General features: G+C 50.0%; 22 protein-coding genes. 15 read left to right on the plus strand and 7 right to left on the minus strand.

The genetic code is table 11. The annotated features are described in order from the left end of the window. Window positions 1-21 precede the first annotated feature (21 nt). Together PsWM33_RS22780 and PsWM33_RS22785 are read left to right on the plus strand one after the other, a co-directional pair. On the plus strand, window positions 22-645 hold the full coding sequence (locus PsWM33_RS22780) for a 2-hydroxychromene-2-carboxylate isomerase (RefSeq protein ID WP_063295648.1): 624 nt from the start codon (window positions 22-24) through the stop codon (window positions 643-645). Window positions 646-788: 143 nt separating this feature from the next. Further along, the gene (locus PsWM33_RS22785) at window positions 789-1,313 is read left to right on the plus strand and encodes a hypothetical protein (RefSeq protein ID WP_063301739.1); all 525 of its coding nucleotides are present in this window, start codon (window positions 789-791) and stop codon (window positions 1,311-1,313) included. 62 nt (window positions 1,314-1,375) lie between these two features. Here the strand turns inward: PsWM33_RS22785 and PsWM33_RS22790 are convergent, their stop codons facing one another. Both PsWM33_RS22790 and PsWM33_RS22795 read right to left on the minus strand, forming a co-directional pair. Then, the gene (locus PsWM33_RS22790; RefSeq protein ID WP_063301740.1) at window positions 1,376-2,245 is read right to left on the minus strand and encodes an acyl-CoA thioesterase; all 870 of its coding nucleotides are present in this window, start codon (window positions 2,243-2,245) and stop codon (window positions 1,376-1,378) included. A 69-nt stretch (window positions 2,246-2,314) separates the two neighbouring features. Next, window positions 2,315-3,280 (minus strand): alpha/beta hydrolase, encoded by a 966-nt coding sequence (locus PsWM33_RS22795; RefSeq protein ID WP_063301741.1) that lies wholly within the window; start codon window positions 3,278-3,280, stop codon window positions 2,315-2,317. 204 nt (window positions 3,281-3,484) lie between these two features. On the opposite strand from PsWM33_RS22795, the gene PsWM33_RS22800 reads away from it, so the two are divergent. Further along, window positions 3,485-3,889 carry a secondary thiamine-phosphate synthase enzyme YjbQ gene (locus tag PsWM33_RS22800; protein ID WP_200962363.1) on the plus strand — a complete coding sequence of 135 codons (405 nt, stop codon included), beginning with the start codon at window positions 3,485-3,487 and terminating at the stop codon, window positions 3,887-3,889. A gap of 13 nt (window positions 3,890-3,902) precedes the next feature. Here the strand turns inward: PsWM33_RS22800 and PsWM33_RS22805 are convergent, their stop codons facing one another. From PsWM33_RS22805 to PsWM33_RS22815, 3 genes are all read right to left on the minus strand, one after another. Then, window positions 3,903-4,265 (minus strand): hypothetical protein, encoded by a 363-nt coding sequence (locus tag PsWM33_RS22805; protein ID WP_063301742.1) that lies wholly within the window; start codon window positions 4,263-4,265, stop codon window positions 3,903-3,905. Between the two features lie 147 nt (window positions 4,266-4,412). Beyond that, entirely contained in the window at window positions 4,413-6,125 is a 1,713-nt protein-coding gene (locus tag PsWM33_RS22810; protein WP_063301743.1) for a sodium:solute symporter family transporter, read from the minus strand. Continuing rightward, window positions 6,122-6,418, minus strand: coding sequence for a hypothetical protein (locus PsWM33_RS22815; protein WP_208991760.1), 297 nt, complete (start codon window positions 6,416-6,418; stop codon window positions 6,122-6,124). The genes PsWM33_RS22810 and PsWM33_RS22815 overlap by 4 nt, the downstream gene beginning before the upstream one ends. Before the next feature lie 473 nt (window positions 6,419-6,891). Here PsWM33_RS22815 and PsWM33_RS22820 point away from each other — a divergent pair, with 473 nt between their 5' ends. Further along, entirely contained in the window at window positions 6,892-7,566 is a 675-nt protein-coding gene (locus tag PsWM33_RS22820) for a response regulator (protein ID WP_014284470.1), read from the plus strand. Window positions 7,567-7,651: 85 nt separating this feature from the next. On the opposite strand, the gene PsWM33_RS22825 is transcribed toward PsWM33_RS22820, so the two are convergent. After that, a complete protein-coding gene (locus tag PsWM33_RS22825) occupies window positions 7,652-11,185 on the minus strand; it encodes a PAS domain-containing hybrid sensor histidine kinase/response regulator (protein WP_208994714.1) in 3,534 nt (1,177 codons plus the stop codon). A gap of 159 nt (window positions 11,186-11,344) precedes the next feature. Here PsWM33_RS22825 and PsWM33_RS22830 point away from each other — a divergent pair, with 159 nt between their 5' ends. The 5 genes from PsWM33_RS22830 to PsWM33_RS22850 all read left to right on the plus strand — a co-directional run bounded on the left by PsWM33_RS22830 (window position 11,345) and on the right by PsWM33_RS22850 (window position 15,828). After that, on the plus strand, window positions 11,345-12,070 hold the full coding sequence (locus tag PsWM33_RS22830) for a hypothetical protein (protein WP_063301744.1): 726 nt from the start codon (window positions 11,345-11,347) through the stop codon (window positions 12,068-12,070). A gap of 533 nt (window positions 12,071-12,603) precedes the next feature. After that, entirely contained in the window at window positions 12,604-13,710 is a 1,107-nt protein-coding gene (locus PsWM33_RS22835; protein ID WP_063295655.1) for a two-component system sensor histidine kinase NtrB, read from the plus strand. A gap of 52 nt (window positions 13,711-13,762) precedes the next feature. Beyond that, a complete protein-coding gene (locus tag PsWM33_RS22840; protein ID WP_181952038.1) occupies window positions 13,763-14,365 on the plus strand; it encodes a response regulator transcription factor in 603 nt (200 codons plus the stop codon). Between the two features lie 172 nt (window positions 14,366-14,537). Next, entirely contained in the window at window positions 14,538-14,873 is a 336-nt protein-coding gene (locus tag PsWM33_RS22845; RefSeq protein ID WP_063295744.1) for a response regulator, read from the plus strand. 235 nt (window positions 14,874-15,108) lie between these two features. Beyond that, on the plus strand, window positions 15,109-15,828 hold the full coding sequence (locus PsWM33_RS22850; RefSeq protein ID WP_063287338.1) for a Crp/Fnr family transcriptional regulator: 720 nt from the start codon (window positions 15,109-15,111) through the stop codon (window positions 15,826-15,828). Window positions 15,829-15,979: 151 nt separating this feature from the next. Here the strand turns inward: PsWM33_RS22850 and hemN are convergent, their stop codons facing one another. Next, entirely contained in the window at window positions 15,980-17,329 is a 1,350-nt protein-coding gene (hemN, locus tag PsWM33_RS22855; RefSeq protein ID WP_063295656.1) for an oxygen-independent coproporphyrinogen III oxidase, read from the minus strand. Between the two features lie 215 nt (window positions 17,330-17,544). Here hemN and PsWM33_RS22860 point away from each other — a divergent pair, with 215 nt between their 5' ends. From PsWM33_RS22860 to ccoG, 6 genes are all read left to right on the plus strand, one after another. Continuing rightward, window positions 17,545-18,657, plus strand: a complete 1,113-nt coding sequence (locus tag PsWM33_RS22860; protein ID WP_063301745.1) for an AbrB family transcriptional regulator — start codon at window positions 17,545-17,547, stop codon at window positions 18,655-18,657. 359 nt (window positions 18,658-19,016) lie between these two features. Further along, on the plus strand, window positions 19,017-20,669 hold the full coding sequence (gene ccoN, locus PsWM33_RS22865) for a cytochrome-c oxidase, cbb3-type subunit I (RefSeq protein WP_063295658.1): 1,653 nt from the start codon (window positions 19,017-19,019) through the stop codon (window positions 20,667-20,669). A 14-nt stretch (window positions 20,670-20,683) separates the two neighbouring features. Then, a complete protein-coding gene (ccoO, locus tag PsWM33_RS22870) occupies window positions 20,684-21,439 on the plus strand; it encodes a cytochrome-c oxidase, cbb3-type subunit II (protein WP_063295659.1) in 756 nt (251 codons plus the stop codon). A gap of 10 nt (window positions 21,440-21,449) precedes the next feature. Next, window positions 21,450-21,608, plus strand: a complete 159-nt coding sequence (locus tag PsWM33_RS22875) for a cbb3-type cytochrome c oxidase subunit 3 (RefSeq protein ID WP_057464970.1) — start codon at window positions 21,450-21,452, stop codon at window positions 21,606-21,608. Next, complete coding sequence (gene ccoP / locus PsWM33_RS22880) at window positions 21,608-22,483, plus strand: cytochrome-c oxidase, cbb3-type subunit III (protein ID WP_063295660.1); 876 nt, start codon at window positions 21,608-21,610, stop codon at window positions 22,481-22,483. Before PsWM33_RS22875 ends, ccoP begins: the two co-directional genes overlap by 1 nt. 171 nt (window positions 22,484-22,654) lie before the next feature. Next, complete coding sequence (gene ccoG, locus PsWM33_RS22885; protein ID WP_063295745.1) at window positions 22,655-24,055, plus strand: cytochrome c oxidase accessory protein CcoG; 1,401 nt, start codon at window positions 22,655-22,657, stop codon at window positions 24,053-24,055. The last annotated feature ends 21 nt before the right edge of the window (window positions 24,056-24,076 follow it).

The following is a 24,076-nucleotide window of genomic DNA, read 5'->3' on the forward strand; positions in this document are numbered from 1 at the left end:
TGTTTACATTGGGGAACAATCATGACTGCACAGATCGATTACTTCTATACGCACCTTTCACCATGGGCGTATCTGGGCCATCAGGAATTTCTGCGCATCGCGGAAAACTATGATGTCACAGTAACCTTTCGGCCAGTCAATCTCGCTGTCTTATTCCCGCTGACAGGCGGCCTGCCTCTGGGCAAACGCCATCCGGCCCGCCAGAAGTATCGTTTTATTGAGCTCCAGCGCTGGGCAGAAAAGCGCGGCGTTTCAATGAACTACAAGCCAGCCTATTTCCCGACGGACATCGCACTGGCAGATTCCATCGCAATTCGTCTGCAGGAGCAGGGCGGTCCGGTTGGCACTTATTCCCAGAAAGTCTTTGAAGCTGTCTGGCAAAAAGACCTCAACGCAGCCGATGAAAATGTCCTGACAGCCATCTTGAATGAGCTCGGTCTGGACGCGGATAACCTCATCGCAGCTGGAAAGTCTGATGAGATGCTGGAAGCTTACACTGTCAACTCCCGCATGGCTGAAACGGCAAATGCGGTCGGTTCACCAACCTATCTGCTCAACTCCGAACCATTTTGGGGACAAGACCGCCTCGATCTTCTGGAAGATGCGTTGAAAAGTGGCCGCAGCCCTTATCAAAGCCTCGAGTAGTCCCCATTTCACGCCTATGTCTGATCAGATGGTCAAGGCGCTCTGATTGCTGCTAAACTGAAAGCCATATCTGCCAGCAGGTATGGCGCTGCAATCTCCAACCGCTTTAAGTCATTGATTTGAAACAGAGATGGGAAGAAATCGTGAAACAGTCTTATCTGGCCAGTGGAATTCTCGCGGTCATCTTTGCGATGAGCGGACAAGGCGCATTTGCTCAAACTGAGCAGGATGTGCCCGTTCGCTTTGAAATGCAGCAGACGGATAAAGGGCTGGTTCGCCTCGATACCCGCACGGGGATAGTCTCACTCTGCGCCACCAAGGCCGAAAAACTCGTCTGCCAGCCTTCCCTTGACGGCATCATGGTCTACGAGGACGAAATTACCCGTCTGGAAGCAGAAAATGACAAGATGCGTCAGGAACTTAGACGCATCTCAGAGGCACTTGCTACCCTGACCGAAGACGCCAGTATCGCCGCAATCAAACCCGAAGCAGGCCTCGACCTTTCCATCGTCAAACAACAGGAAGAAGGCTGGTTCGGCGATGAAGAAGAACAAAAACTGGAAGAAGCACTGGAGTTCACCGAAAACGCCATGCGCCGTTTCTTCTCTGTTGTCGAAGAAATGAAAGACGATTTCCAGAAGGGTGAAAACGAACAGCCAGCGCAGTAACAAGCGGGCATAAAAAAACCGCCTTCAAAGGAAGGCGGTTCTTAACGCGTTGATCGCAAAGCTTACTGTGTTTGTAAAGCCACCAGTGCTGTGCGGAAATCTGCTGTCAGAGGAACAGTCTTACGGCTGTTCAGATCCATGCTGATAGACACCTGATCACACACCGCCGCCAAACGCTTGGTACGAGATTCAAACAGATGATGGCGGATTGTGAAGGTGTTTTCCTGAACGCTGGTCAGCGTAGAAATCACCAGCGCCATATCCCCCAGCTTCAGCGGGCTGATCCAGGAAAGCTTCTGCTCCAGCGCAACCCGGCCATATTCATTCTCATCCAACCACGCCGTGTTCATCGGAGTCCGCTCCCACACATGCGCTGCTGCATCAGAGAAGCAGGCAAGTGCAAATGCGTCTTCAGCTTTCTGTTCAGCATTCAGATTCCGTGGCAGAACTGTTGAGCGGCCAGTAATCTGCGCACCGCTCTTGAGCAAATCATCAATGGTTGGTTTGCCAGAGAACGGGCTTGGAGAGATGCCACGTGGAACCGCTGGCTTGGAGATATTCTCCTCAACATCTTTGAAGCGCGCCCGCAACTGCTTTGCAGAACTAGGATTTGGCGTATAGCCATCAATCGCAGTTGCGCAGATCTCCCCGGTGGAGCCTTCAATCATTTCATGCACAACAGAGAGCATGTGCGGCCCGTCAAAGGCCACATAAGACTTCACGGTAATCAGGGATGCAGCAACCAGCTCTGCATGGTAACGCACGTGTCGAACACGCCGCGCACCAACCAGTGCTTCGCTAAATCCGGTCATCATTCTGAATTGACGGTCAGCTTCTTCAAATTTGGAGAAGTAAAACTGCACGTTCAAATGGTCGTTCTCGTCGCATTCCCATGTATTCACAAACGAGAGAAGTGTTTCTAAGCTTGCCATATCCAACCCTTTGTGCAGCCTCGGTCCATAAGCGCTACTGCGATAACCCACTAATTATTAATAATTAGGTCAGGTCGAACCGAATTTCGTCCGAAAAAAACTATCTATCCTTTGGGTGCTCAGCTTGGCAAGAGCAAGATCAAAACTTTGAAAAACATGACATCCATGGGGATAAACCTCAAGTGAAGTCTCCACTTCAGCAGATTTCAACTTGGACGCGAGAAAACAAGTATCATCCAGTAGTGGATCTTCTGTACCTACACTTAGCAGTGTTGGTGGCAATCCTTCCAGCCGGGCATACAAAGGAGAAACAGCTGGATCTTCCGCGTTTTCCTCTCCAAGCAGAAAATGCCTCCCGAACATCTGAAGGTCACGGGTTGTCGGAAAAAGCACCTCTTCACCCCAAAGGCGGGCAGATGGCGTAAGCCCGATGTCATACCAACCTGATAACAAAACCAATGCCTTAAAAGGGATCATCCCATGCTTGTCACGCAGGCGCAAGGCGGTTGTCAGAGCCAATGTTGCACCAGCACTTTCCCCGGTCAGAGCAAAGGCATTCCAGCCATATTGGCCCGCGCCTTCATTCAGAACCCAATGGCAAGCCGCCTCACAATCATCAGGCCCTTGCGGAAAAGGATGTTCTGGAGCAAGCCGGTACTCAACTGAAATTACATCTAACCCTGTAGTCTTCGCCATGCTCTCTAGGTAAGGATCCTGAAAGGAGGCAGAGCCGAACACAAAGCCTCCACCATGGAAATGAATAATCACACCATTTGATGAGTTTTTATCAGCTTTGAAGAGCCGTAGGGGAATAGAACCATGCTGCCCTTCAATCTCCAGGTCCTCAGCCTGCTCCGAGTAGGTGGGGATAGGAAACGCACCAAGCCCCTGTAACCGGCGTTCACGGGTGACAGTAGGGGGGAAACTCCATGGATCAGGAAGCGCGCGCAGCTGCTCCGTCATTTTCTTGTTAAATGCCTTTGCTTCAGCGACGGCCTCTTGACTTATCGACAGAGGAGCGAAATTCTCGGACATGTAGTTTCTCCGGAAGCGACAATAAAATGTTGCCAATATGTTTGTTATAGAAATTGTTGCGCAATCTCGCGTCAATGACAACGACACGATCTTAATTAACGAATAATAAGGGGATGGATTTCCAGCATGTCGGGTTGGTCAAAAACGAAGAACAGCTGTGAAGTCTGGACCATTGATAGTGGTCAGACGCAGCTTTCTCAGTCCATGGGACGACTAGTGTTCATGACGGAGGGGTTGGGCTTTTATGAAGTTACCAAAGAGATCCGGGAATGGGCCAAGTCGCTCCAATTAAAAGATGGATTGCTCACATTATTCGTTCGCCACACTTCGGCCTCTGTCACCATACAGGAAAATGCTGATCCGACTGTTTTGCAGGACCTGCAAAAGGCCCTGACAAATCTCGCGCCTGAAAATGGTGGGTGGCTCCATTCCTATGAAGGCCCGGACGATATGCCTGCGCACATCAAAACCATGCTCACAGGAGTATCTCTGCAAATACCGGTGGTCGACGGGGAGTTGGATTTGGGGACCTGGCAGGGTATTTATTTGATCGAGCATAGAAGAGCGCCGCATCGACGCTCCATGACCCTGCATTATCTTGGTTCCTGACCACTGACAGCAGTCAGTCAGAAATACTAGCCACAACGCTTACGAACCAGAGCCCCAGAGCGACAACCATCGCCCGCTTGGAATACTCATGATAGGCGGTGCGTAGCGCGTCGCTTTGCATTCTGTTTGGGTCTTGCCCGCTGCTGTCCTGCCCCTTGATCAAGGCCCACGCATCATCGCCGTCATGCTTACCGTTTGGCATGATCCAGGCCTTGTAAACAAGCATAGCACTCAGAGCGATTGCGAGCATGGCACCTGTGCGAAAGGAACTGGCCGGATCAAAGCTGAGCGCTGCCATAATGAGGAGCACGCCGAGGCAATAAAATCCGCAGATACGAGCAACGCTGGCACGAGCAGCACGTTGTAAAGCGTCCATAGGTTTCTCCTAGGCTTCTATTGGAGATAAACTATAGACGCAGCTCTATTGAATTCGACTTAGCGGAAGTTGTAAATTTGAATCGGCGTAAATGGACTGCAAACGACCTTCAGTGTTTGTAAGAGTTTACTTACAACTTTCTGAAAATTACGTCTTAATCTCTATGAGTTCTTCTGGTTCATCCTTGTCAGAAGTATCAGGTGGATCTACCGAGAGATCACGTTCACCTGGTTGCTCTAGTAGACTTGCCAGATGAAAATGCCGCTCATCCTCGGAAAAAGTAACGTACGAAAGTGAAATTCCGACGGCAAACCCAAGGAACACACCGAGCAGCCCGCCCATCTCCGCAGGAAACCCAAACCAGAAACCGGTAGAGCCACTGGTCACCGCAACAGCGTAAAACAAGGTCGCTAAGCTGCCTGCAAGCATTGTGCTGTAAGCCGCAGTTGCGTGAAACCTGCTCCACCAGCATGAAAGTACAAGTACAGGAAAGAATGCAGCTGCTGCAAGGGAGAGCGACAATGTCAGCATGTCCAGAAACAACAAGCTCTCGCTATAGGCCAGGTACGTGACAAAGGCACAAATCAGCAGCACCACAACACGTGCCAGCACGATCTTCTGGTTGAGTGAAGCACGCGGCAGCACCAAAACTTCAATGAGATCTCGCGAAACGCTTGTTGAAAGTGCCATTAAGAGGGCCGAACTTGCCGCAAGTGCTGCTGCAACAATCCCGGACCTGATCAGCGCGGCAATGAGACCGCTTTGATGACCTTGATCCAATGCGTTCGGCCCAAGCAAACTCTGAAGCCGCTCATCTGCCAGCAACAGGAAATAAGCCGAACCAACGACCATCAGGAGTAAAAGGAAGGAAAGAGAATACCCGGCTGCACGACGAGAAGACGACGAACTCCCAGTACCCAAAAATTTGCTGAGAAGGTGGGGAAGGCTAGCCATGCCAATGGCAAAGAAAAGAGCTGTTCCAATCAACGGCCAGAGCCCACCAGCATATGGACCTTGCATTAAGAACCAACCGATACTGGTATTCTCAAGATCAATGATTGCAGTGAGTTGCTCTGTGAGCGAGGTGCTGACAACGCTGGTGAAACCGGCATTTTCAGAGATCATAGGTGATGTCAGCTGGTCTAACCCAAGCAAGACGACTGGAGAAAGACAGGCAAACACCATCAGCACGCCTTGCAGAGCCTGGGTCCACACAGCACTGCTGACACCGCCAAGCACAACAGAAATGAGCAACACGATAGAAAAGAGCAGAATACCCGTTGTCGAGGTCGCGCTGAGAGATGTTGCCAGTACCTGACCGCCAATCAACATCTCGGTGCATAGGAAAGGAATGCCAACAAGAATAACCAATCCGCTGGCAATCAACCGAACCAAATTACTCTGCAAACGGACACCCAAAAACTCAGGAATCGTCGCTGAACCAAATTTCCGGAGAGGGGAGGCAAATAGCACTGCACACAAGACAAGACTGCTCACCCATCCCAAAACAATTGGGAAACTGATGTATTCTGGCAGGAAAATGACAGAGAGAAACAGCGGAAAGAAGCTGCCGCCAACAAAGCATGCAGCCAAGGTCACACCTGTCAAACCAGCAGGCACGCTCTTACCGCCCCAATGATACTCGGAGAGCTTCATGGTCCGTGCCAGAACGCCCACCATGGCGAATACCAGCAATGGCAGCAAAGCCATCAACGCTTCGATGAGCACGACAACAACACCGGCTTTCTCCATAACGGCAAGTAAGCCAGTCAGCAAAAAGAGTGCGAGCGTAAACAGAGAAAGCGCTAGTGGAAGGCCTTTGTATTGCGAAGGATGAGGATCGAGACTGGAGAGTGTCATGATGAGCTCCCCCGTCGCTGAGATGAACCAGTGCTGCCTTCATCAAGCCTGTCCTGTGCACCGCAAAACCATGAGATCAGGATACTGGCGACGAAAAACAGGAGGCATCCCCACACATAACTGTTTGACAGAGAACCGAAAAGCCCACTCAATCCATTTTGAGGGGCATTGGGATCAGAGCCGGGTGCTCCATAAAAGACAGCGACGCCAAAGAAGATGAGCCAGAGAATGAGCGTTGCAGCCATGAGCGCACGTGTTTTGGTCCAGTAGGCGACTCTATTTGGTGTACGCACTCCCACCTCCAGTAATGATTACCCAACGTATACATACTCTACAGTCCCCTAAGCGAACCGCTAGACTAAAATTCTACTACCTAATACTAATCCCCAATCCTCGAAGTGCCCAAAACAGAAAAACGCCCGATTTAGGTAGCCCATACTTTGGGAGCAACTCTTGAGTTCTCTGCATGCCTTCTTGCAATATCTTAATGATTACTGACGGTTTTGTGGTAAAAGTACGTGAGATGAGTGAAAACAATCAACTTCATGCTTGCCAGCACCTCCCTGTTTCGCATAATGCTTTTGTATAGGGGGATGCGACCGGTTGAAACTCCGCGGAGTTCTAAGGTTGTAAAATATCTATCGTGGCGTTTTGGGAGAGCTGCGAAATTCTCGTTTATGCTCCCGAGGCGTCGAAAACTGCAAATCTGATGATCTTATTTCGACGAGACGGATCGAAGATCATTGGAGGCAGTCCACGACAAGAAATGGAGGAGCACAGCGTGCACAACGCGGTCCACCGCTTTATTATCGCTGATGACCACCCGCTGTTCCGTGGTGCAATGCGTCAAACAATCGAGAAACAGTTCGCATCGGTAAAGATTATCGAGGCTGGGAGCCTTGATGAAGTCACCGCTGCTCTCGATCGGGAGGAAGACGTAGACATGATCCTTCTGGATCTGTCCATGCCGGGCATGCGAGGGTTCTCTGGATTAATGTACTTGCGTGCTCAATATGTGGGTGTGCCAATTGTTGTCGTTTCCGGAACAGAAGATCCGACTACAATTCGCAGTGCCATTGAGTTTGGCGCGTCCGGGTATATTCCAAAGTCACTTGGTATTGATGTCATTCAGGATGGTGTTTCAGTAGTTCTGGAGGGAGGCGTTTGGATTCCACCAGACATTGACCTGAACACCGTTGATGAAGCAACCAAAATGGCTCAGCGTCTCGCGTCTTTAACACCGCAGCAAGTGCGTGTGTTGATGATGCTTTCGCAAGGTTTGCTGAATAAGCAGATCGCCTATGAGTTGTCTGTATCGGAAGCGACTGTAAAGGCGCACGTTTCTGCTATTTTGCAGAAGCTGGGCGTTGAAAGTCGGACACAGGCAGTCATTGCAGCGGCAAAAATCGAAGCTGGTCAGTGGCAAAGCATCGCTGGCTAGGCATTCTTCGAGATGATCTACGAAAAAAGGCGCTCTTTGGAGCGCCTTTTTTGTTGGCAATGCCAAATAAATGTCTCCTGAAAGATCACGTATCCCCAAAAGCTGCCTTACAACGCATCAGATGTGCTCTGAGCACAGCTGGCTTCAGTGGTTTATGGATCATCTCCATATCTTTATCAAAGGCCTCTGCTCGAACCTCAGCTGTTCGGTCTGCAGTAATAAGCATAGCAGGGAAGTGTACGCCAAACTTCCAGCGCAGGTGCACAACGGCTTCAATGCCAGTCCCCTGATCCAGATGGTAATCTGCCAGAATGATGTCTGGTTGTGTCTTGCTGGCATAGATTGCCTTGGCAGCATCCTGCGCATTTGGAGCCGTCAGCACGTTACATTTCCATGTACGCAACAAAGACTCCATGCCCTCCAGAATCTGCGGTTCATTATCGATAGCCAGCACATTGAGACCAGCCAGTTGACTGACGATAGCACTAGGCTGAGCTTGTTTTGCAGCAACCGGTACACTCATGGCTTCTTTAATGGCAAGAGAGAAGCGAGAGCCTTTCCCATCCTGAGACTTGAGTGCCACGTTGAGCGCCAACACCTTACTAATGCGTTCCACGATAGAAAGGCCCAGCCCAAGCCCGGAGGCGATGCGTGCGCCATCATCAAGGCGGCGGAATTCCTTGAAAATCAGCTCCTGCTGCTTTTCTGGAATGCCGATCCCGCTATCGTAGATCTCAATATTCGCCATGTTGTTCTTCGTCTTGCGAACACCAACTACGACGCCACCTTTTGTGGTGTACTTCAGCCCATTTGAAATGAGGTTCTGCAGCAAACGCCGCAAAAGACGTCGATCTGAGCGCACGCAAACATCAGTGCTGCGGATTGTGAGCTTGAGCCCTTTTTCCTTAGCAATTGGAGTAAACTCTACGCGTAATGGATTGAGAATATCATCAAGGCGGAATGTCGAAATCTCTGCCTTGAACGCTCGGGTATCCAGACGGGAAATATCGAGTACGGCACCAATGATCTCTTCCACAGACTCCAGCGATGCTTCGATATTGCTAACCAGTTTGCGGTCTTCCGGGTCTCCGTCCATGAAACGGTCGGTCAGGGTAGAGGAGTAAAGTCGCGCTGCATTCAACGGCTGCAAAATGTCATGGCTTGCAGCAGCCAGGAACCGCGTTTTGTCCTGATAAGCCAGCTCTGCTGTCTTCTTGGCAGCCTCGAGCTGCTCATTCACCTTCGTCAGCTCTTCGGTCCGATCACGAACACGCTGCTCCAAATTCTCATTGGCGCGGGCAAGAGCTTCCTCTGCAAAAACACGCTCAGTAATATCGGTGTAACTGGTAACCAGGCCACCATAAGGCATTGGGCTGGTACGCACTTCCAACACTGTTCCGGTGCTGACCAGATGCTCCTGATAGGTCTCTTGGCGATTGATGAAATTGTGCATGCGCAGGCCGACAATCTCGTCCACGTCGCCATCACCAAACTCGCCTGCTTCTGCAATATGGCGGATCATCTCCTCAAGCGAAGTGCCAACTTGTCCAAACTTGGCCGGCAACATAAGCATTTCGCGATACTGCCGGTTCCAGCAGATCAGACGCAGATCCTTGTCATAAACGGAGATACCCTGCCGCACTTGGTCCAGCGCGATCTGCAAAAGGTCGCGGTTATATTGGATGGCCTCGGTCGCATCATCCAGCAGTTTGATGGCTTCCTGAGTGCCCGGGTCCCGCCGTTTGAGGAGAAGAGAAAGCACCAGTCGTGCGGATGCTGATCCGATTGCACTGGCAAGCAGTTGCTCGGAAAAACGCAGGATCACGGCATCGGCTTCTTCACTGCTGTCAATCGTGATGCGATGCTCCGCAGCATAAGTATCAAAGGAGCGTTGTGTCCGCTCTTCTCCAACATAACGAGAAATCGTTGCTTGTAGATCTCCGATCGTCACTGTTGTTCGCAGCTTCCGCAGGGCAGGGGCCTGTGCAATCCCAGTGGGCACAAAGGTGTTGGCCTGAATGCGCTCAATCGCAGTTGGTTGGCGCGTGAGTGAGAAGACCACGTAAAACAGCAGTCCCGACAAAAGGCTCCAGAGCACACCGTGCACAAACGGGTCCATATCAAGATACAGCAGTGCTTCAGGCTTCAGGAACTCTATGCCGAACGGGCCGTTACTAAGGATGTTTGAGCCAAAGATACTCTCCCGCGCAAAGACTGGAAGCAGCAGAGTGTAGAACCAGACTGCAAATCCAGCTGTCATACTGGCAATCGCGCCGCGCGCCGTCGCTCTGCGCCAGATTAAGCCGCCGATAAAGGCAGGAGCGAACTGCGCAATTGCTGCAAAAGAGAGAAGGCCGATGCTCGAAAGAGCCGCGCTATCACCCGCAACGCGGTAGTAGACATAACTTCCCAGAATGACGAGGAAGATCGACATGCGCCGAATGCCCAGCACCAATTGGCTCATGTCTTCGCCTGAAGTCGAAATGATCTCGTCCTCACTACGCCGGCGCAGAATAATCGGCATCACCAGATCATTGGAAACCATGATGGAAAGTGCAACGGTGGTCACAATCACCATGGCAGTTGCTGCAGAAAGACCACCAATAAACACCAGCAGGGTCAACCAGTCAGCATCATAAGCACGAGGCAGCGCCAGCACGAACATGTCTGGGTCGACCGTGTTGCCCAAAATGGTCATACCTGCAAGAGCAATGGGCACGACGAATAGATTAATGGCGATCAGGTAACTTGGAAACAACCATGTCGCCCGTTTCAACTCAGCTTCACTGTTGTATTCCGTCACAGTCACATGGAACTGGCGCGGCAGAAGCACAATCGAGAATAAAGACAGGAGGGTGATAACCGCCCACTTGCTGGCATTGATATTCGTGAACAGGTCCTGTGAGCTGTTGGTGTTGGCAAATGAAGCGTGCAGGAGATCCCATGGCCCATCAAACAGCATGAAGGTAACCCAAATGCCGATCGCGAGAAAAGCAACGAGCTTAACAACGGCTTCAGTCGCGATGGACAGCATCAAGCCTTCTTGGTGCTCTGTCGCATCAATATGACGGGTGCCGAATAACCATGTAAACACGGCCATGAAAATGGCGATCATCAGTGTCTCATCACCGAAGATCGAAATCTCTGCATCATCAAGCGACAATAAGGGATGCAGCACAATCGTACCGACAGACAGATCCAGTGCCTTCAGTTGAAGCGCGATGTAAGGGATCATGCCGATAAAGGCGATCAACGTAACAATCGCACCAACCATAGGGTTTTTGCCATAGCGTGCAGCAATAAAGTCGGCAACGGATGTAATCTTTTCTGCCTTCGCAAGTTGGATCACCCGCAGGATCAGCGGAAACCCAAAAGCGAACACAAGGATCGGTCCGAGGTAAATGGCAATAAACTCGAAACCATTTCTCGAGGCAGATCCGACAGATCCAAAAAATGTCCATGATGTACAGTAAACGGAGAGTGAGAGGGCATAGATGAGTGGCCGCCCTCTTGTCTTCTTAACGCGGTTCTTGGCGACTTTGTCACCGTAACTCGCGATAACAAATAAGAGCAGTATATATGCCAAAGCGACAAGGACTACGATCCAACCTTGAAGCATGCTTCCCCCGCCGGACTGGTAGTCCGTTACTTCCATTAAGTGTTTTTTGTCTCTCAATGTTGCACAGTTGACCGATCTTTTATGAAAGGCAAGAGTTCAATACGAGTTATTGCGTCTTTGTAACTGTAGATTTTTCCGACCACGACGAAAGGCTATAAGTTGGGACAGCAGCGCAATTCCACCAAAGAGAACCTGCTGGGTGCCTTTGAAAACATCGAGAATGTATCTCTCGACAGTCCAAGCTGGCTGAAGCGCATCTATGCTTTCTTCTTTTATAGATCTGACTTGGATACCCTTGTTAAGCTGAAGGTGTATCTTGGGCGCAGTGCGGCGTATCTGACTTATAAGAATGTGCAGGAATATTCCCGCTCTCGGGCTGGAGTCCATTGGAATGCATTGCTTGGCGAGGAAGATTTTCAGCAGGCTCTGGAAGCCTCCCGCTGGAGCTCCTTCTCCATCACTGTTGAGCTCGTCGGCGAAATGGCTCTCATTGTGTTGCGGCAAAAAACGAGAATGGACCCGCAGGATCTTGCTGGCATGATCGGGCAACTGCTTAAGGAAATCCTGGTCGAACATCAGGACGCTTCCGTTTGTTCGGCGCAGGAATGGAATGCATTAGCTCAGAACATGTCAACCAAAATGCGCACGGATGCTTTAGTGCCAGCCCGCAGTGTTGTAGACATTGCGGCTACACAAGTCTCGAAGATCTTTTGTAGCTTACCGGTTCACAAACGCCTGCATGGTCATGATGAGCTGTTGCTTCTCAACGGATTGCGCTTGAACCTTTTGCAACTGCAGCATGAGTTTTCAATACGTGCCAACTTCAAAGCACTTACAGAACTGGCACAAAACCATCAGACCCGATCTCCTGACCCCGATTTGTGAGTGGCGAAATAAAATTTCAATTGCCGCACGCGACTCAAGGAGGAGACTTCAATACCGGACGAAAAGAGCCAGAAACGTTGTGCTTCGGTGGAAAACCTGGGCTCAGAGTATGATATATCCTGCGACATATACGCGCCGTATAGGTGAACACGCTTACTACTTTTGGTTTGCTCTACTTAGTCTTATTCCAAATTACGCAATGATTTTGCGTTGCGACCCGAAACTTGTAAAATAATATTATATATAAACTAACCTAAGGGTTCTCTGGGTTTTACAATAAGTAAATGCATTATCCAGCCGGGGATCAGCCTCGCTTTCAATGTCTTCACACTTCAAACTTACACGCTCAGGTTTAGAGAACGCTTGTCTCCTACATAATATATCAATGAATTAGCGGAAATTAATCGTTAAATCAGTCGCAGGCTAGGTGATTGACCTAGCTCAGGCCATGGGATAGCTGATTAGTCAAAATACCCATCTGATACCCGTTTAGATAAGCGTACGGGTACGCCTACAACAACTAGGAAACTACTATGGTCTCCTCTTCATGCTTGCACAGTGTTCTGGATACAGCCGTTAATGGCATCATCGTCATAGATGATAACGGAACTATCCTGATCTATAACCGTGCTTGCGAGAACATGTTTGGCTATAAGAGCGCCGAAGTCGTTGGCAAGAATGTCAACACATTGATGCCGAGCGCCATTGCTAAGCAGCATGACCAGTTCATTCGGAACTATCTGAAATCCGGAGACCCGAAAGTTGTCGGCATTGGCCGCGAAGTTGTCGGTCGCCATAAAGACGGAACCGAAATTCCAATAGAACTGTCCGTTGGCGAAGCTCAGACAGAAAGCGGTCATCAGTTCATTGGCGTCCTGAAAGATCTTAGGGCAACCAAGGAATATGAAGAACGCCTTCGTGTGCTGCAATCTAACCTGGTGACGATGACCCGCGTGAACGCGTTGGACGAAATGGGCGCAGCGATTGCTCACGAAGTTAATCAGCCACTCACGGCTCTGATGCTCTATCTGCAAACGGCAGCGCGCCGTGCAAGAGCTGCCGATCAGCCAGATGATCCCATGATCAGCCTGATGGATAAGGCTGTGGTGGAAGCTGAACGTGCTGGTCAGATCATCCAGCGGATGCGTAACTTTGTCGAACGACAGGCTCCGCAATGCATCGGAACCGGCCTTGCAACACTCATTGATGATTGCCTTGAGCTTGTTCGGGTAGGGCACGAAGCGGATGATGTCGAGTTCATCTCTACTTTCGTGGACTATAACTACCAGCTTGAGTTGGACTCCGTACAAATACAACAGATTCTTGTAAACTTGATCCGAAATGCAGGCGAAGCCGTAAAGGATCAACCTGTTAAGCAAGTAGTTGTTTCTGTCGAACGCGACGATGACAATGTGTTTGTTAAGGTTATGGACACCGGACCAGGGCTGGATGAGGAAGCAGTGTCGCACCTTTTCAAGGCCTTTACTGGGACAAAGCGGCGCGGTTTAGGTATTGGACTTGCGATTTCTCGGAGTATAGCCCAAAACCATGGTGGCGATTTACTTGTAGAGCCATATGAGGAAGGTAAAGGTGCAACCTTCACTTTGAGGCTCCCGGTAAACTCAAAAGCAACGAGCTAAGCTGAAGCTGTTGCTTAGAACAACAAGAATAAGGACCTGAGCAATCATGACCATGCCGTCTGTGATCCATATTGTTGACGATGACCCAGCGGTTCGCGACGCGCTTTCTCTGCTGTTTGAAACAGAAGGGTTTCGCGTAAAATCCTTTGCGAATGCTGAAGAGTTTCTTGGTGGGGTAGAAGAAGAAACACCGAACTGTGTTCTTCTTGACGTTCATATGCCAGGACGCTCAGGCATTGATATTCTGAAAAGCCTGAATGGTGAGAATTTCCCTGCACCAATCTTTATCATTTCCGGTCAGGGCGATATCCCAATGGCTGTTGAAGCGATCAAATCTGGCGCTTACGACTTCATTGAAAAGCCATTTGACGTTGAATCCATCATCTCCCGTGTGCGTGAAGCTGTTTCCAGAAACGCTCAGGCGAGTGGTGCAAATACGCTGACATTCCCAGGCGCAGAAACTTTAACGCCACGCGAACGTCAGGTGTTGACTGAGATCACTGCCGGTTCCTCCAACAAGGAAGCTGGTAGAAACCTCAAGATCTCTCCACGTACTGTTGAAGTTCATCGCGCGCGCATCATGGAAAAACTTGGTGCACGTAATGCTGCGGATCTCGTCCGTATCGTCCTCACGGGTGAGCCACCAGCTGCTTGATGTAGCGCAACTTCATAGGGAATGACTGGCTATACTTTCGGCCAATCTTGTTATTCCCGAGTGTTACTACGCATTACAAGACCCCGGCGCTTGGTTATGGTGACTGGTGAGACAAAGTGCTGCACCTTTGTGCTTTGTCTCATGAGCTACGAGAACAACGCTGGGGTTTGTTGTGATCTATATTGTCGAAGATGATGTATCTGTGCGAGATGCAATTGCTAGGATGTTTGAGAGTCTCGAACTCTCATGCACCGCTTTTGCAGATGGAGAATCGTTTCTCTCAGATGCTTCACCTCGTATAGATGACACTGTCTTTGTTGATCTGCATCTTCCCGGATTGGCAGGATCTGATCTGATTGAGAAGGTTGCTGCTTTGGATGAGGCGCCACAAATTGTCGCAATCAGCGGCCAGCCTCTCTGGAAGATCACGCGCGATTTACCAAAAATCACCACAACGCCTGTTGTTCGTAAGCCATTGAAAGAACAGGATTTATTGGTGTACGTATAAACTTGATCTAACGCAAAAATTCGATTGTTTCAGATCAAATTACTGAGATATGAACCTGCTCCATAAGTTTTAATGCGTATTTTGACGTTGCATTCTAATCAGTAAATCTGCATCAACAGGTCAGGCAAACAATGACGGATGTTTGCCATGGCCAAGAGGCATTTAGAGAATAGACGAATAGTTCTCGCTACTTGCCCAGGCACGATGTTTGCGGAGATGTCCGCGAGGAGGGATTATGGTATCGGCCACATTGACAAAGCTTAGCGACCTTGATGGCCAGGCACCATTCAACGGTTGTCAGGAAAACTTCAAGCAACCAGAAGCCGCGGGAAAGCATCTTGGTCGTAAGCAGCGTTTGTCTGCGCATGACGTGCTTTTCTATGAAGGTGATAAGGCAGAGCGCCTCTATGAAGTCGTGCGTGGGGTTATGATGCTCTACAAGCTGCTTCCGGATGGTCGTCGCCAAGTGGTCTATATTCTGCGTGAAGGCGATATGCTCGGTTTCTCCAACCGTGACTTCTTTGACTGCACAGCTGAAGCGCTGACCGAAGTTGAGCTGCAGGTTTTTGAAAGCCGCGAGATCTCTACTTCTCCGATGATGCAGCATTATGTAAATCGTTGCTTGCTCTCCCAGATGGAGATCCTTCACGAACATACAGTTCTGCTGGGCCGTAAATCCGCACTAGAGCGCGTTTCTACCTTCCTGATGAGCTTGGTGCCAAATCGTGGTGGACACGGCTGCTCAGGCCCGAATGAAGAGGGTCGACCAGATACCAAGACTGTTGCTCTGTCCATGACCCGTCAGGAAATTGCCGACTATCTAGGTCTGACCATTGAAACCGTAAGTCGCGTGATTTCTCAGTTGAAGCGTCGCGGTCTGATCAAGGTTGAAAAGCAGGACAGCATCCACATCACCAACATCTGTGGCATCTGTCAGCTGACTGGCATGCACTAAGAAGCTCACTGTAAGATTGAAGTTGTCCGACTAAGGCATCCGCAGTACATGAATGAAACTGGCGCTGAAAACTCAGCGCCTTTTTTGTTGTCCGGATAAAAGAAAAGCGACCCATAAAGGCCGCTTCTTTCATCTTTGGATCCGATCGGGATTAAACCGCGACAGAGTGCCGTGCTTGCTGAGTTGCAAGGTAAGTATCAAACGCCGCTGCCACGACGCGAACATAGCGTCGGCCTGCATCAGTCACCGTAACAACCGTTCCCTCAAGGGTCGCAACGCCATCATCGATCATATCCTGCATGTCAGCTGGAATGCTGTCAAACTCACTAACTGGCAATCCGTGCTTTTCTGCAGTGGCTGCGTAATCGACCTCATAGTAGGTCATTAGCTGCATGATGATTTCAGCACGACACAGATCAACCTGATCAACGGCAATGCCTTTCTTGATCGGCAGTACATCATCAACAACCATACGCTCCCATTCGCGAGCTGATGGTGTCGTTTGCACATAGCCCTGTGGCAAGAAGCCGATGGAGCTGCAACCGAAGCCGATCAAGGTATCAGCTGTGTCGGTGGTGTAACCTTGGAAGTTCCGGCGTAGGCGGCCTTCCTTCAAAGCGATTGCCATCTCATCCGTTGGCAGAGCAAAGTGGTCAAGACCGATCACTTCATAGCCTGCATCGACAAGAGCATCGCGAGAAACGTCAGAAAGGCGGATACGCTCGTTCGCGCCCGGCAGGTTCTCTTCCTTGATCAACTGCTGGTGCTTCTTGAACCAAGGCACGTGCGCGTAACCGAACAGAGCAACACGGCCCGGCGCAAGTTCTTTGGTGTACTCAACTGTCTCGCGAATTGTCTGCTCAGATTGTCCCGGCAACCCGTACATCAAGTCAAAGTTGATATCGTTCAATCCAACATTACGAAGAGCGGTAACAGCCTTCATCACTGTTTTGTAGGGCTGAATGCGGCCAATCTGTTTCTGAACGTCTTCATCAAAGTCCTGAACGCCCAAGCTGGTCCGTGTGATGCCAGCCATCTTAAGTGTCTCGGCCAGATAATCACCAACGGTTCTCGGATCGAGCTCGATCGCGTGCTCAATGTCCTCGGAGAAAACGAAGTTGTCCTTCAGCTTTTCGACAATCTTCAAAAAGGCTTCGCGCGGAACGAGGCTTGGTGTGCCACCACCCCAATGGATGTGGTGCACCAGACGGCCTGTACCAAGGCGCTTTAGCACAAGGTCGATCTCTTTGAGCATCAACTCCACATACGCAAGCACCGGCGCCATCTTGCGTGTCGCCTTGGTGTTACATCCGCAGTAATGGCACATTTCCTGACAAAACGGCACATGCAGATAAAGCGACAAAGGAGTGTCATGAGGAATACTCTCCAGCCAGTCACCATAGAGAGACGGCGTCACAGCTTCACTGAAGTGAGGGGCTGTGGGATAGGAGGTATAACGGGGTACGTTCAAGGACGCATATTTTTGCTCTAGATCGGTCATGACGCTACCATACGCAAATGGACTAATTGAACTTTGATCCCTGTCAACAACACCGAGTTTTTAAAAAACTCAAGTCCCTTCAAGCAATTCGTGGCTGTTTGCGAACAGTTCTAAACTCTCTGGTTGAAATTATATATTGATTGGTTCTATCAAGATTGATCATATGAATTGCGATTTGTACTTCTTGTGTCGTGACGACATGAGGAGGTAAAGCCGTGAGCGGAAAAGACATTCTGAGTTTAGTTGGAGTTCTTGCGCTTGGAGGGGCAGGAGCTGCTGTCTTTGAACTGCTTTCTCTTCCTGCTGGTTTTCTGGCAGGGCCTATGGTTGTCTTGGTTCTGGCGAAATCTCTTTCTCTGCCTTTGATCGCTAATCAGGATTTCACATTTCCCAAGCAACTAACCTCTATAAATTCCATATTTATCGGCGCTGCAATGGGGACTGCAGTCTCTCCAGATTTCTGGGAGGGGGCCTCTTTGTGGCCTTTGTCGATGTTAGCACTGGGTGCTGTTGTCGGCGGCATCACCTCAGCGGTCTACCTTTACGCTTACAAGAAATGCAAATGGGGTAGGGATGAGGCATTCTTCGCAGGTTTGCCGGGCGTACTGGGAATGACGACTGCGCTCGCCCTTGAGAGGGGAGCGCCCATGGACCGAATTATGATTGTCCAGCTCGTGCGCCTCTTCCTTTTGATTGCTGTTCTGCCTTTGATTGTCACAAATATGGTCGATTCAAATGGGGCAGCCGACGTTATAACTAAAGATGCCGAAGTGGCGTTCAGTCCAACGGTTGCAGTTGAACTCATAGCTGCTCTTCTGGTCTGCGCGATCTTTGCAGTGCTGGCCTTAAGGCTGAAGGCACCTGCTGGACTGCTCACCGGAGCATTCTTTGCCAGTGCTGCCCTTAACTCAACGGGGATTTTAGAGTTTACTTTGCCTGCTCGGCTTGCCATACCTTGCTACGTAATCCTGGGAACCAATGTAGGCCTTTATATTGGGAAGATGGACAGCAGCACCTTAAAGCCCATGCTTGGCACGTCTCTTGTGGTGTTTGCGATCAGTCTGTCAGTTGCGCTAACAGGAGCGCTGGTGACGTCTTGGGCTCTGGACATCTCATTCGATAAGGTTTTTCTGGCCTTTGCTCCCGGAGGTATGGAAGCAATGCTTCTTATATCGATCCTGCTGGACATTGATCCGGTGTTCGTTGCCACGCACCAGTTAGCTCGTTTTATGGGGCTTTTAGCATTCATGCCGGTCGTAACCAGATACGTGCTGGGGCCAATCTCCGCACAGAAAACAGATCCCACGGAAAACTCGGTTGCGACCTAGGTCGAGTTTTGCCGCGAGAGTTTGGTGCGCTGCGGGATGGATACGAGAACTTATCTAACTAATCATGGTTCCATGTATACGTGCCGTCGCCACTTCACCTATCAAATTACGCTAATTTTTTCAGGAACCAGTGAAACTCACTTCAAGCTGCGCCAAAACAACGCATCTTACCCTAAAATTATGTAATATATGACGAAAACCCAATAATGGGGGGTGTAGTTGCGAATTAGAGTAATTTTATTTTTTTTGTTCGAGTTCTTTTTGACATGTATCAAGGGCGGGGCAATTTGCCACCCATAGAACTACGCTCAGGTAGTCCTATCTGGACGAACTTGTTTACTTTATATGGGGCGAACATCATGGGTGAGCGGAAAGTCAGATATCTGTCACTTGAAGAAGGCGGTTACACCGTACTTCTTTTGGTAGCAGCGATTTTCTGTCTGATCATTGCAGGGAAAACCTGGGATCAGGTCTTGGCATTTCATACCGCTTTGATTGCATTAGCATCACTGGCGGGTATCTTCTTTATTTTTCGCCGATACTTCGACGGAAACAACAATCCGGCACCGTTAGAGATTAACGGCAAACCGAACTATAATATGGGGCCCGTAAAATTTGCGACTTGGGCTTCTGTTTTTTGGGGTATCGCAGGCTTTTCAGTCGGCGTGATTATCGCTTCGCAATTGGCATTCCCAGCGTTGAACTTTGATCTGCCTTGGACCAATTTTGGGCGTCTCCGTCCTCTCCATACTTCAGCCGTGATTTTCGCATTTGGCGGAAACGTGTTGATTGCAACATCGTTCTACGTTGTGCAGCGCACGTGTCAGGCCCGCTTGATGGGTGCGATTTCGCCTTGGTTCGTTGTTCTGGGTTATAATCTGTTTATCGTTGTTGCAGGTACAGGCTACCTGCTTGGTGTTACACAGAGTAAAGAATACGCCGAACCAGAATGGTACGCAGATTTGCTGCTAACTATTGTGTGGGTGGCTTACCTGTTGACATTCTTGGGGCCAATCTGGCGCCGCAAAGAAGCTCACATTTACGTAGCAAACTGGTTCTACCTCGCGTTTATCGTGACAATTGCAGTTCTGCATTTGTTCAACAATGCGGCTATTCCTGTCAGCATCTACTCCACTAAATCCTATATTGTTTGGGGTGGCGTTCAAGATGCGATGGTGCAGTGGTGGTATGGCCATAACGCTGTTGGCTTCTTCCTGACTGCTGGTTTCCTGGCAATCATGTATTACTTTATTCCAAAGCGTGCTGAGCGTCCGGTGTATTCTTACCGTCTGTCAATCGTGCACTTTTGGGCTCTGATCTTCCTTTACATCTGGGCTGGTCCTCACCACTTGCACTACACGTCTCTGCCTCAGTGGGCGGGCACGCTCGGTATGACCTTCTCCATCATCCTCTGGATGCCATCCTGGGGTGGTATGATCAACGGCCTGATGACCCTGTCAGGTGCTTGGGACAAACTGCGGACAGATCCTGTCCTGCGTATGATGGTTGTTTCCGTTGCATTCTACGGCATGGCGACCTTCGAAGGACCTCTGATGTCCATCCGCGCTGTGAACGGCCTGTCGCACTACACCGACTGGACGATTGGTCACGTACACGCTGGCGCACTCGGCTGGGTTGGTTACATCTCCTTCGGTGCTCTGTATTGCCTGGTTCCTTGGCTTTACAATAAGTCATTGTATTCTTTGCGCTTGGTTAACTGGCACTTCTGGGTCTCAACATTGGGAATCGTGTTCTACATCTGCTCAATGTGGGTATCCGGCATTATGCAGGGTCTGATGTGGCGTGCTTACGACAGCCTCGGCTTCCTTGAGTACTCCTTCATCGAAACGGTTGATGCGATGTACCCGTTCTATGTCATGCGCGCATTCGGCGGTCTGCTCTTCCTCGCAGGTGCTCTCGTCATGGTTTACAACCTCGTAATGACAGTTCGTGCCGGTGAAGCAGTTGAGAGCGAAGGTGCAGGTCAAGCTGCTCTGACGCCAGCGGAATAATCGGGAGATCACGAATGTCTGCTTGGAAAAAACACCAAATCTTCGAGAAAAACTCGCTGATCCTGATTGTTGGCATCATCATCATGATCTCAATCGGCGGTCTCGTAGAAATCGTGCCTCTCTTCTACTTAAAGAGCACGATCGAAAAAACTGAGGGTATGCGCCCTTATACGCCGCTTGAGCTTGTTGGACGTAACATCTATGTGCGTGAAGGCTGTTATGCATGTCACTCACAGCAGATCCGTCCAATGCGTGACGAACTGCAGCGTTATGGCAACTACTCACTGGCTGCGGAATCTATGTATGATCGCCCATTCCAGTGGGGTTCTAAGCGTACTGGTCCTGACCTCGCTCGTGTGGGTGGTAAGTACTCTGACGAATGGCAGAGAGACCACCTGATTGACCCACGTTCAGTATCTCCGACTTCTGTAATGCCTGGTTACCCATTCCTGATGGATGCCAAGCTCTCTCCGATAAAGATCGAAATCGAAAATAATCTTAAGGTAAATGCGCTTTACGGCGTGCCTTACACTGACGAACAGATTGCAAATGCAAATGCGGACATGATGGCGCAGGCAATGCCGGATAGTGATGCTGCGGAAGGTTTCTTGGAACGTTATCCAGAGGGCAAGTACCGTAATGTCGTAGTTCGGGATTTCGACGGAAATCCAGATGCAATCACGGAGATGGATGCACTTGTAGCTTACCTGCAGATGCTTGGCACGCTCGTAGACTTTAGCCTCTATGACGAAAAAGCCAACTTGCGTTAAGGAGAAGATGATGGACGCGACGTACACCGCTCTCGCACACTTCGCGCAAACTGGTGGCCTGCTCTATTTCATGGCAATCTTTGCAGGTGTAGTTCTTTACGCTTGCTGGCCAAGCAATGGGGAGCGCTTTAACGATGCTTCACAGATCCCGCTTCGGGAGGATGACTAATGGCTGAGCACAAAAAGGAAATCGACCAGGTAACGGGTATCGAAACCACTGGTCACGAATGGGATGGCCTGAAAGAGCTCAATAACCCGCTTCCTAAGTGGTGGCTCTACATGTTCTACGGGTCCATCGTATGGTCTGTAATCTACTGGATCCTCATGCCAAGCTGGCCGCTGGTCAACGGTTATACAAAGGGTCTTCTGGATTACAGCCAGCGTGCAGTAGCAACAGAGAATTTTGATAAAGCGGCTGCAGAACGAGCAGAAATCGGCACGATGCTTCTTGAAGCGTCTCTCGAAGAAATTCGTGATACTCCGGCACTGCTCGAGTTTGCTATGGCTCAGGGTGAAGTGGCATTTGGTGACAACTGTGCACCTTGTCATGGAACTGGTGCGACAGGCTTTGAGGGCTATCCAAACCTTCAGGACGACAGCTGGATCTGGGGTGGCGATTTGGACACCCTGTCAACCACTATCTCTTATGGTGTTCGTGCAGAGCATGACGAAACCCGGTATGCGGAAATGCCTGCATTCGGTCGTGATGAGCTGCTTGAAAAAGAAGAGATTATTCAGGTTGCAAACTATGTCGGTTCTGTAGCTGGTCTGCCAACGCAAGAAGGCGTTGATCTGGAAGCGGGCAAAGTGATCTATGAAGAGAACTGTGCTGCCTGCCATATGGAAAACGCCAAGGGCGACTTGGAAACAGGTTCTCCGAACCTGACAGCACCAACCTATCTCTATGGCAAGTCTGTAGAAGACATCATCGCGCAGGTGAATGCACCACGTCACGGTGTGATGCCTGCATGGATCGACCGTCTGGGTGAGACCACAGTTAAATCACTGGCTGTGTACGTTCACTCTCTCGGTGGCGGTCAATAAGATCTCTGAATATTTTTGAGATGACGACATAAGCGAGGACGCGTAAGTGCCCTCGCTTCACTTGCACAAAGCACATCGCCAACTGAGGAAGACATTATGTCTAGCCAAGTTGAACCCATCGATAAAGAAGAGGACGAAGCCTGGTTCGCGTCAGCGGCTAAAGTTTACCCCATGGAGGTAAAAGGCCGTTTTCGGAAAATCAAATGGGCAATCCTTTTTATTACCCTTGGAATTTATTACTTTACTCCCTTCATTCGTTGGGACAGAGGGCCTTTGCTCTCTGATCAGGCTGTTCTCGTCGATTTTGAGAGAAAAAGAGGTTACTTCTTCTTTCTCGAAATTTGGCCGCAGGAAGTCTACTACCTTGCCGGTTTGCTCATCATTGCATCGGTAGCTCTGTTTTTGATGAACGCGATCGCAGGTCGCCTATGGTGCGGTTATCTTTGCCCGCAGACAGTTTGGACAGACCTGTTCTTTCGCGTAGAAAGCATGATTGAAGGCGATCGCCGCAAACGGATTACGCTGGACAAACAGCCTTGGAATGCAGAAAAAATTCTCAAAAAGGGAACAAAACATTTTCTTTGGCTAATGATTGCCTGGTGGACCGGAGGGGCGTGGGTTCTTTACTTCGCGGATGCACCAACCCTTGTATATGATCTTGCAACAGGGCAAGCTGCATTCTCTGCTTACGTCTGGATTGGAATCCTGACGTTCACCACCTACTCGCTGGCTGGTCACATGCGTGAGCAGGTCTGTGTGTATATGTGTCCTTGGCCACGTATTCAGGCAGCTCTCACTGACGAGCACGCTCTAAACGTAACCTATCGTTATGACCGTGGTGAACCTCGCGGTCACTTGAAAGAGAGCAAAAAACGCATCGCAGATGGCTTGCCTGCGGGTGACTGTATCGACTGTAACCAGTGTTTCTATGCATGTCCGACAGGTGTCGATATTCGTAAAGGCGCGCAGCTCGATTGTATCCAGTGTGGCTTGTGCATCGACGCCTGTGACTCGATCATGACTAAGGTTGGCAAGCCAACGGGTCTGATCGCGTATGACACGGACGACAACATTGAGCGCCGCGAAAGAGGTGAGGCATCAGTTTATCGTCTGATCCGTCCTCGTACTGTTGTCTATACAGCAATCATTGCGTTGATTGCGGGTGTGATGTTGTACGCACAGCTCAACCGTTCCATGACGGATCTGTCTGTCGTTCATGACCGGAACCCGCTCTACGTTCAACAAAGTGACGGGTCCTTCAGAAACGGCTACTCGCTTCGCCTGCTGAACAAACACAACAACGAGCAGTCCTTTACGCTGAGTGTTGAGGACATGCCTAAAGGGGCGACCCTTGAAGTTGTGGGCATTCACAAGAATGCGGATGACGTGACAAAGGATACTCAACTGAGTTTGTCGGTAGATGCTGACACGACCCGTTCTGTACGAGCACTCGTGTTCTCTCCAGCTGGTGTCGAAATGCCAAGTTCTCTGCCTATGAGCTTTAAGCTGGTGGACACAGAGACTGGTGAAACAACAGTGATCAGCGACTTCTTCCGGGCACCCGGCAAGTAGGCGTCACAGGCTGTAAAAGCA

This window comes from Pseudovibrio sp. WM33 (genome assembly GCF_001623165.1).
GTDB lineage: Bacteria > Pseudomonadota > Alphaproteobacteria > Rhizobiales > Stappiaceae > Pseudovibrio.

Bases quoted from the DNA above. Each gene is read 5' to 3' on its own strand.
- PsWM33_RS22780 (WP_063295648.1), top strand. From the start codon at position 22: ATGACTGCACAGATCGATTACTTCTATACGCACCTTTCACCATGGGCG.
- PsWM33_RS22790 (WP_063301740.1), bottom strand. From the start codon at position 2,245: ATGGCAAGCTTAGAAACACTTCTCTCGTTTGTGAATACATGGGAATGC.
- PsWM33_RS22795 (WP_063301741.1), bottom strand. From the start codon at position 3,280: ATGTCCGAGAATTTCGCTCCTCTGTCGATAAGTCAAGAGGCCGTCGCT.
- PsWM33_RS22800 (WP_200962363.1), top strand. From the start codon at position 3,485: ATGGGACGACTAGTGTTCATGACGGAGGGGTTGGGCTTTTATGAAGTT.
- PsWM33_RS22805 (WP_063301742.1), bottom strand. From the start codon at position 4,265: ATGGACGCTTTACAACGTGCTGCTCGTGCCAGCGTTGCTCGTATCTGC.
- PsWM33_RS22810 (WP_063301743.1), bottom strand. From the start codon at position 6,125: ATGACACTCTCCAGTCTCGATCCTCATCCTTCGCAATACAAAGGCCTT.
- PsWM33_RS22820 (WP_014284470.1), top strand. From the start codon at position 6,892: ATGGAGGAGCACAGCGTGCACAACGCGGTCCACCGCTTTATTATCGCT.
- PsWM33_RS22825 (WP_208994714.1), bottom strand. From the start codon at position 11,185: ATGCTTCAAGGTTGGATCGTAGTCCTTGTCGCTTTGGCATATATACTG.
- PsWM33_RS22835 (WP_063295655.1), top strand. From the start codon at position 12,604: ATGGTCTCCTCTTCATGCTTGCACAGTGTTCTGGATACAGCCGTTAAT.
- PsWM33_RS22840 (WP_181952038.1), top strand. From the start codon at position 13,763: ATGCCGTCTGTGATCCATATTGTTGACGATGACCCAGCGGTTCGCGAC.
- PsWM33_RS22850 (WP_063287338.1), top strand. From the start codon at position 15,109: ATGGTATCGGCCACATTGACAAAGCTTAGCGACCTTGATGGCCAGGCA.
- hemN (WP_063295656.1), bottom strand. From the start codon at position 17,329: ATGACCGATCTAGAGCAAAAATATGCGTCCTTGAACGTACCCCGTTAT.
- ccoN (WP_063295658.1), top strand. From the start codon at position 19,017: ATGGGTGAGCGGAAAGTCAGATATCTGTCACTTGAAGAAGGCGGTTAC.
- ccoO (WP_063295659.1), top strand. From the start codon at position 20,684: ATGTCTGCTTGGAAAAAACACCAAATCTTCGAGAAAAACTCGCTGATC.
- PsWM33_RS22875 (WP_057464970.1), top strand. From the start codon at position 21,450: ATGGACGCGACGTACACCGCTCTCGCACACTTCGCGCAAACTGGTGGC.
- ccoP (WP_063295660.1), top strand. From the start codon at position 21,608: ATGGCTGAGCACAAAAAGGAAATCGACCAGGTAACGGGTATCGAAACC.
- ccoG (WP_063295745.1), top strand. From the start codon at position 22,655: ATGGAGGTAAAAGGCCGTTTTCGGAAAATCAAATGGGCAATCCTTTTT.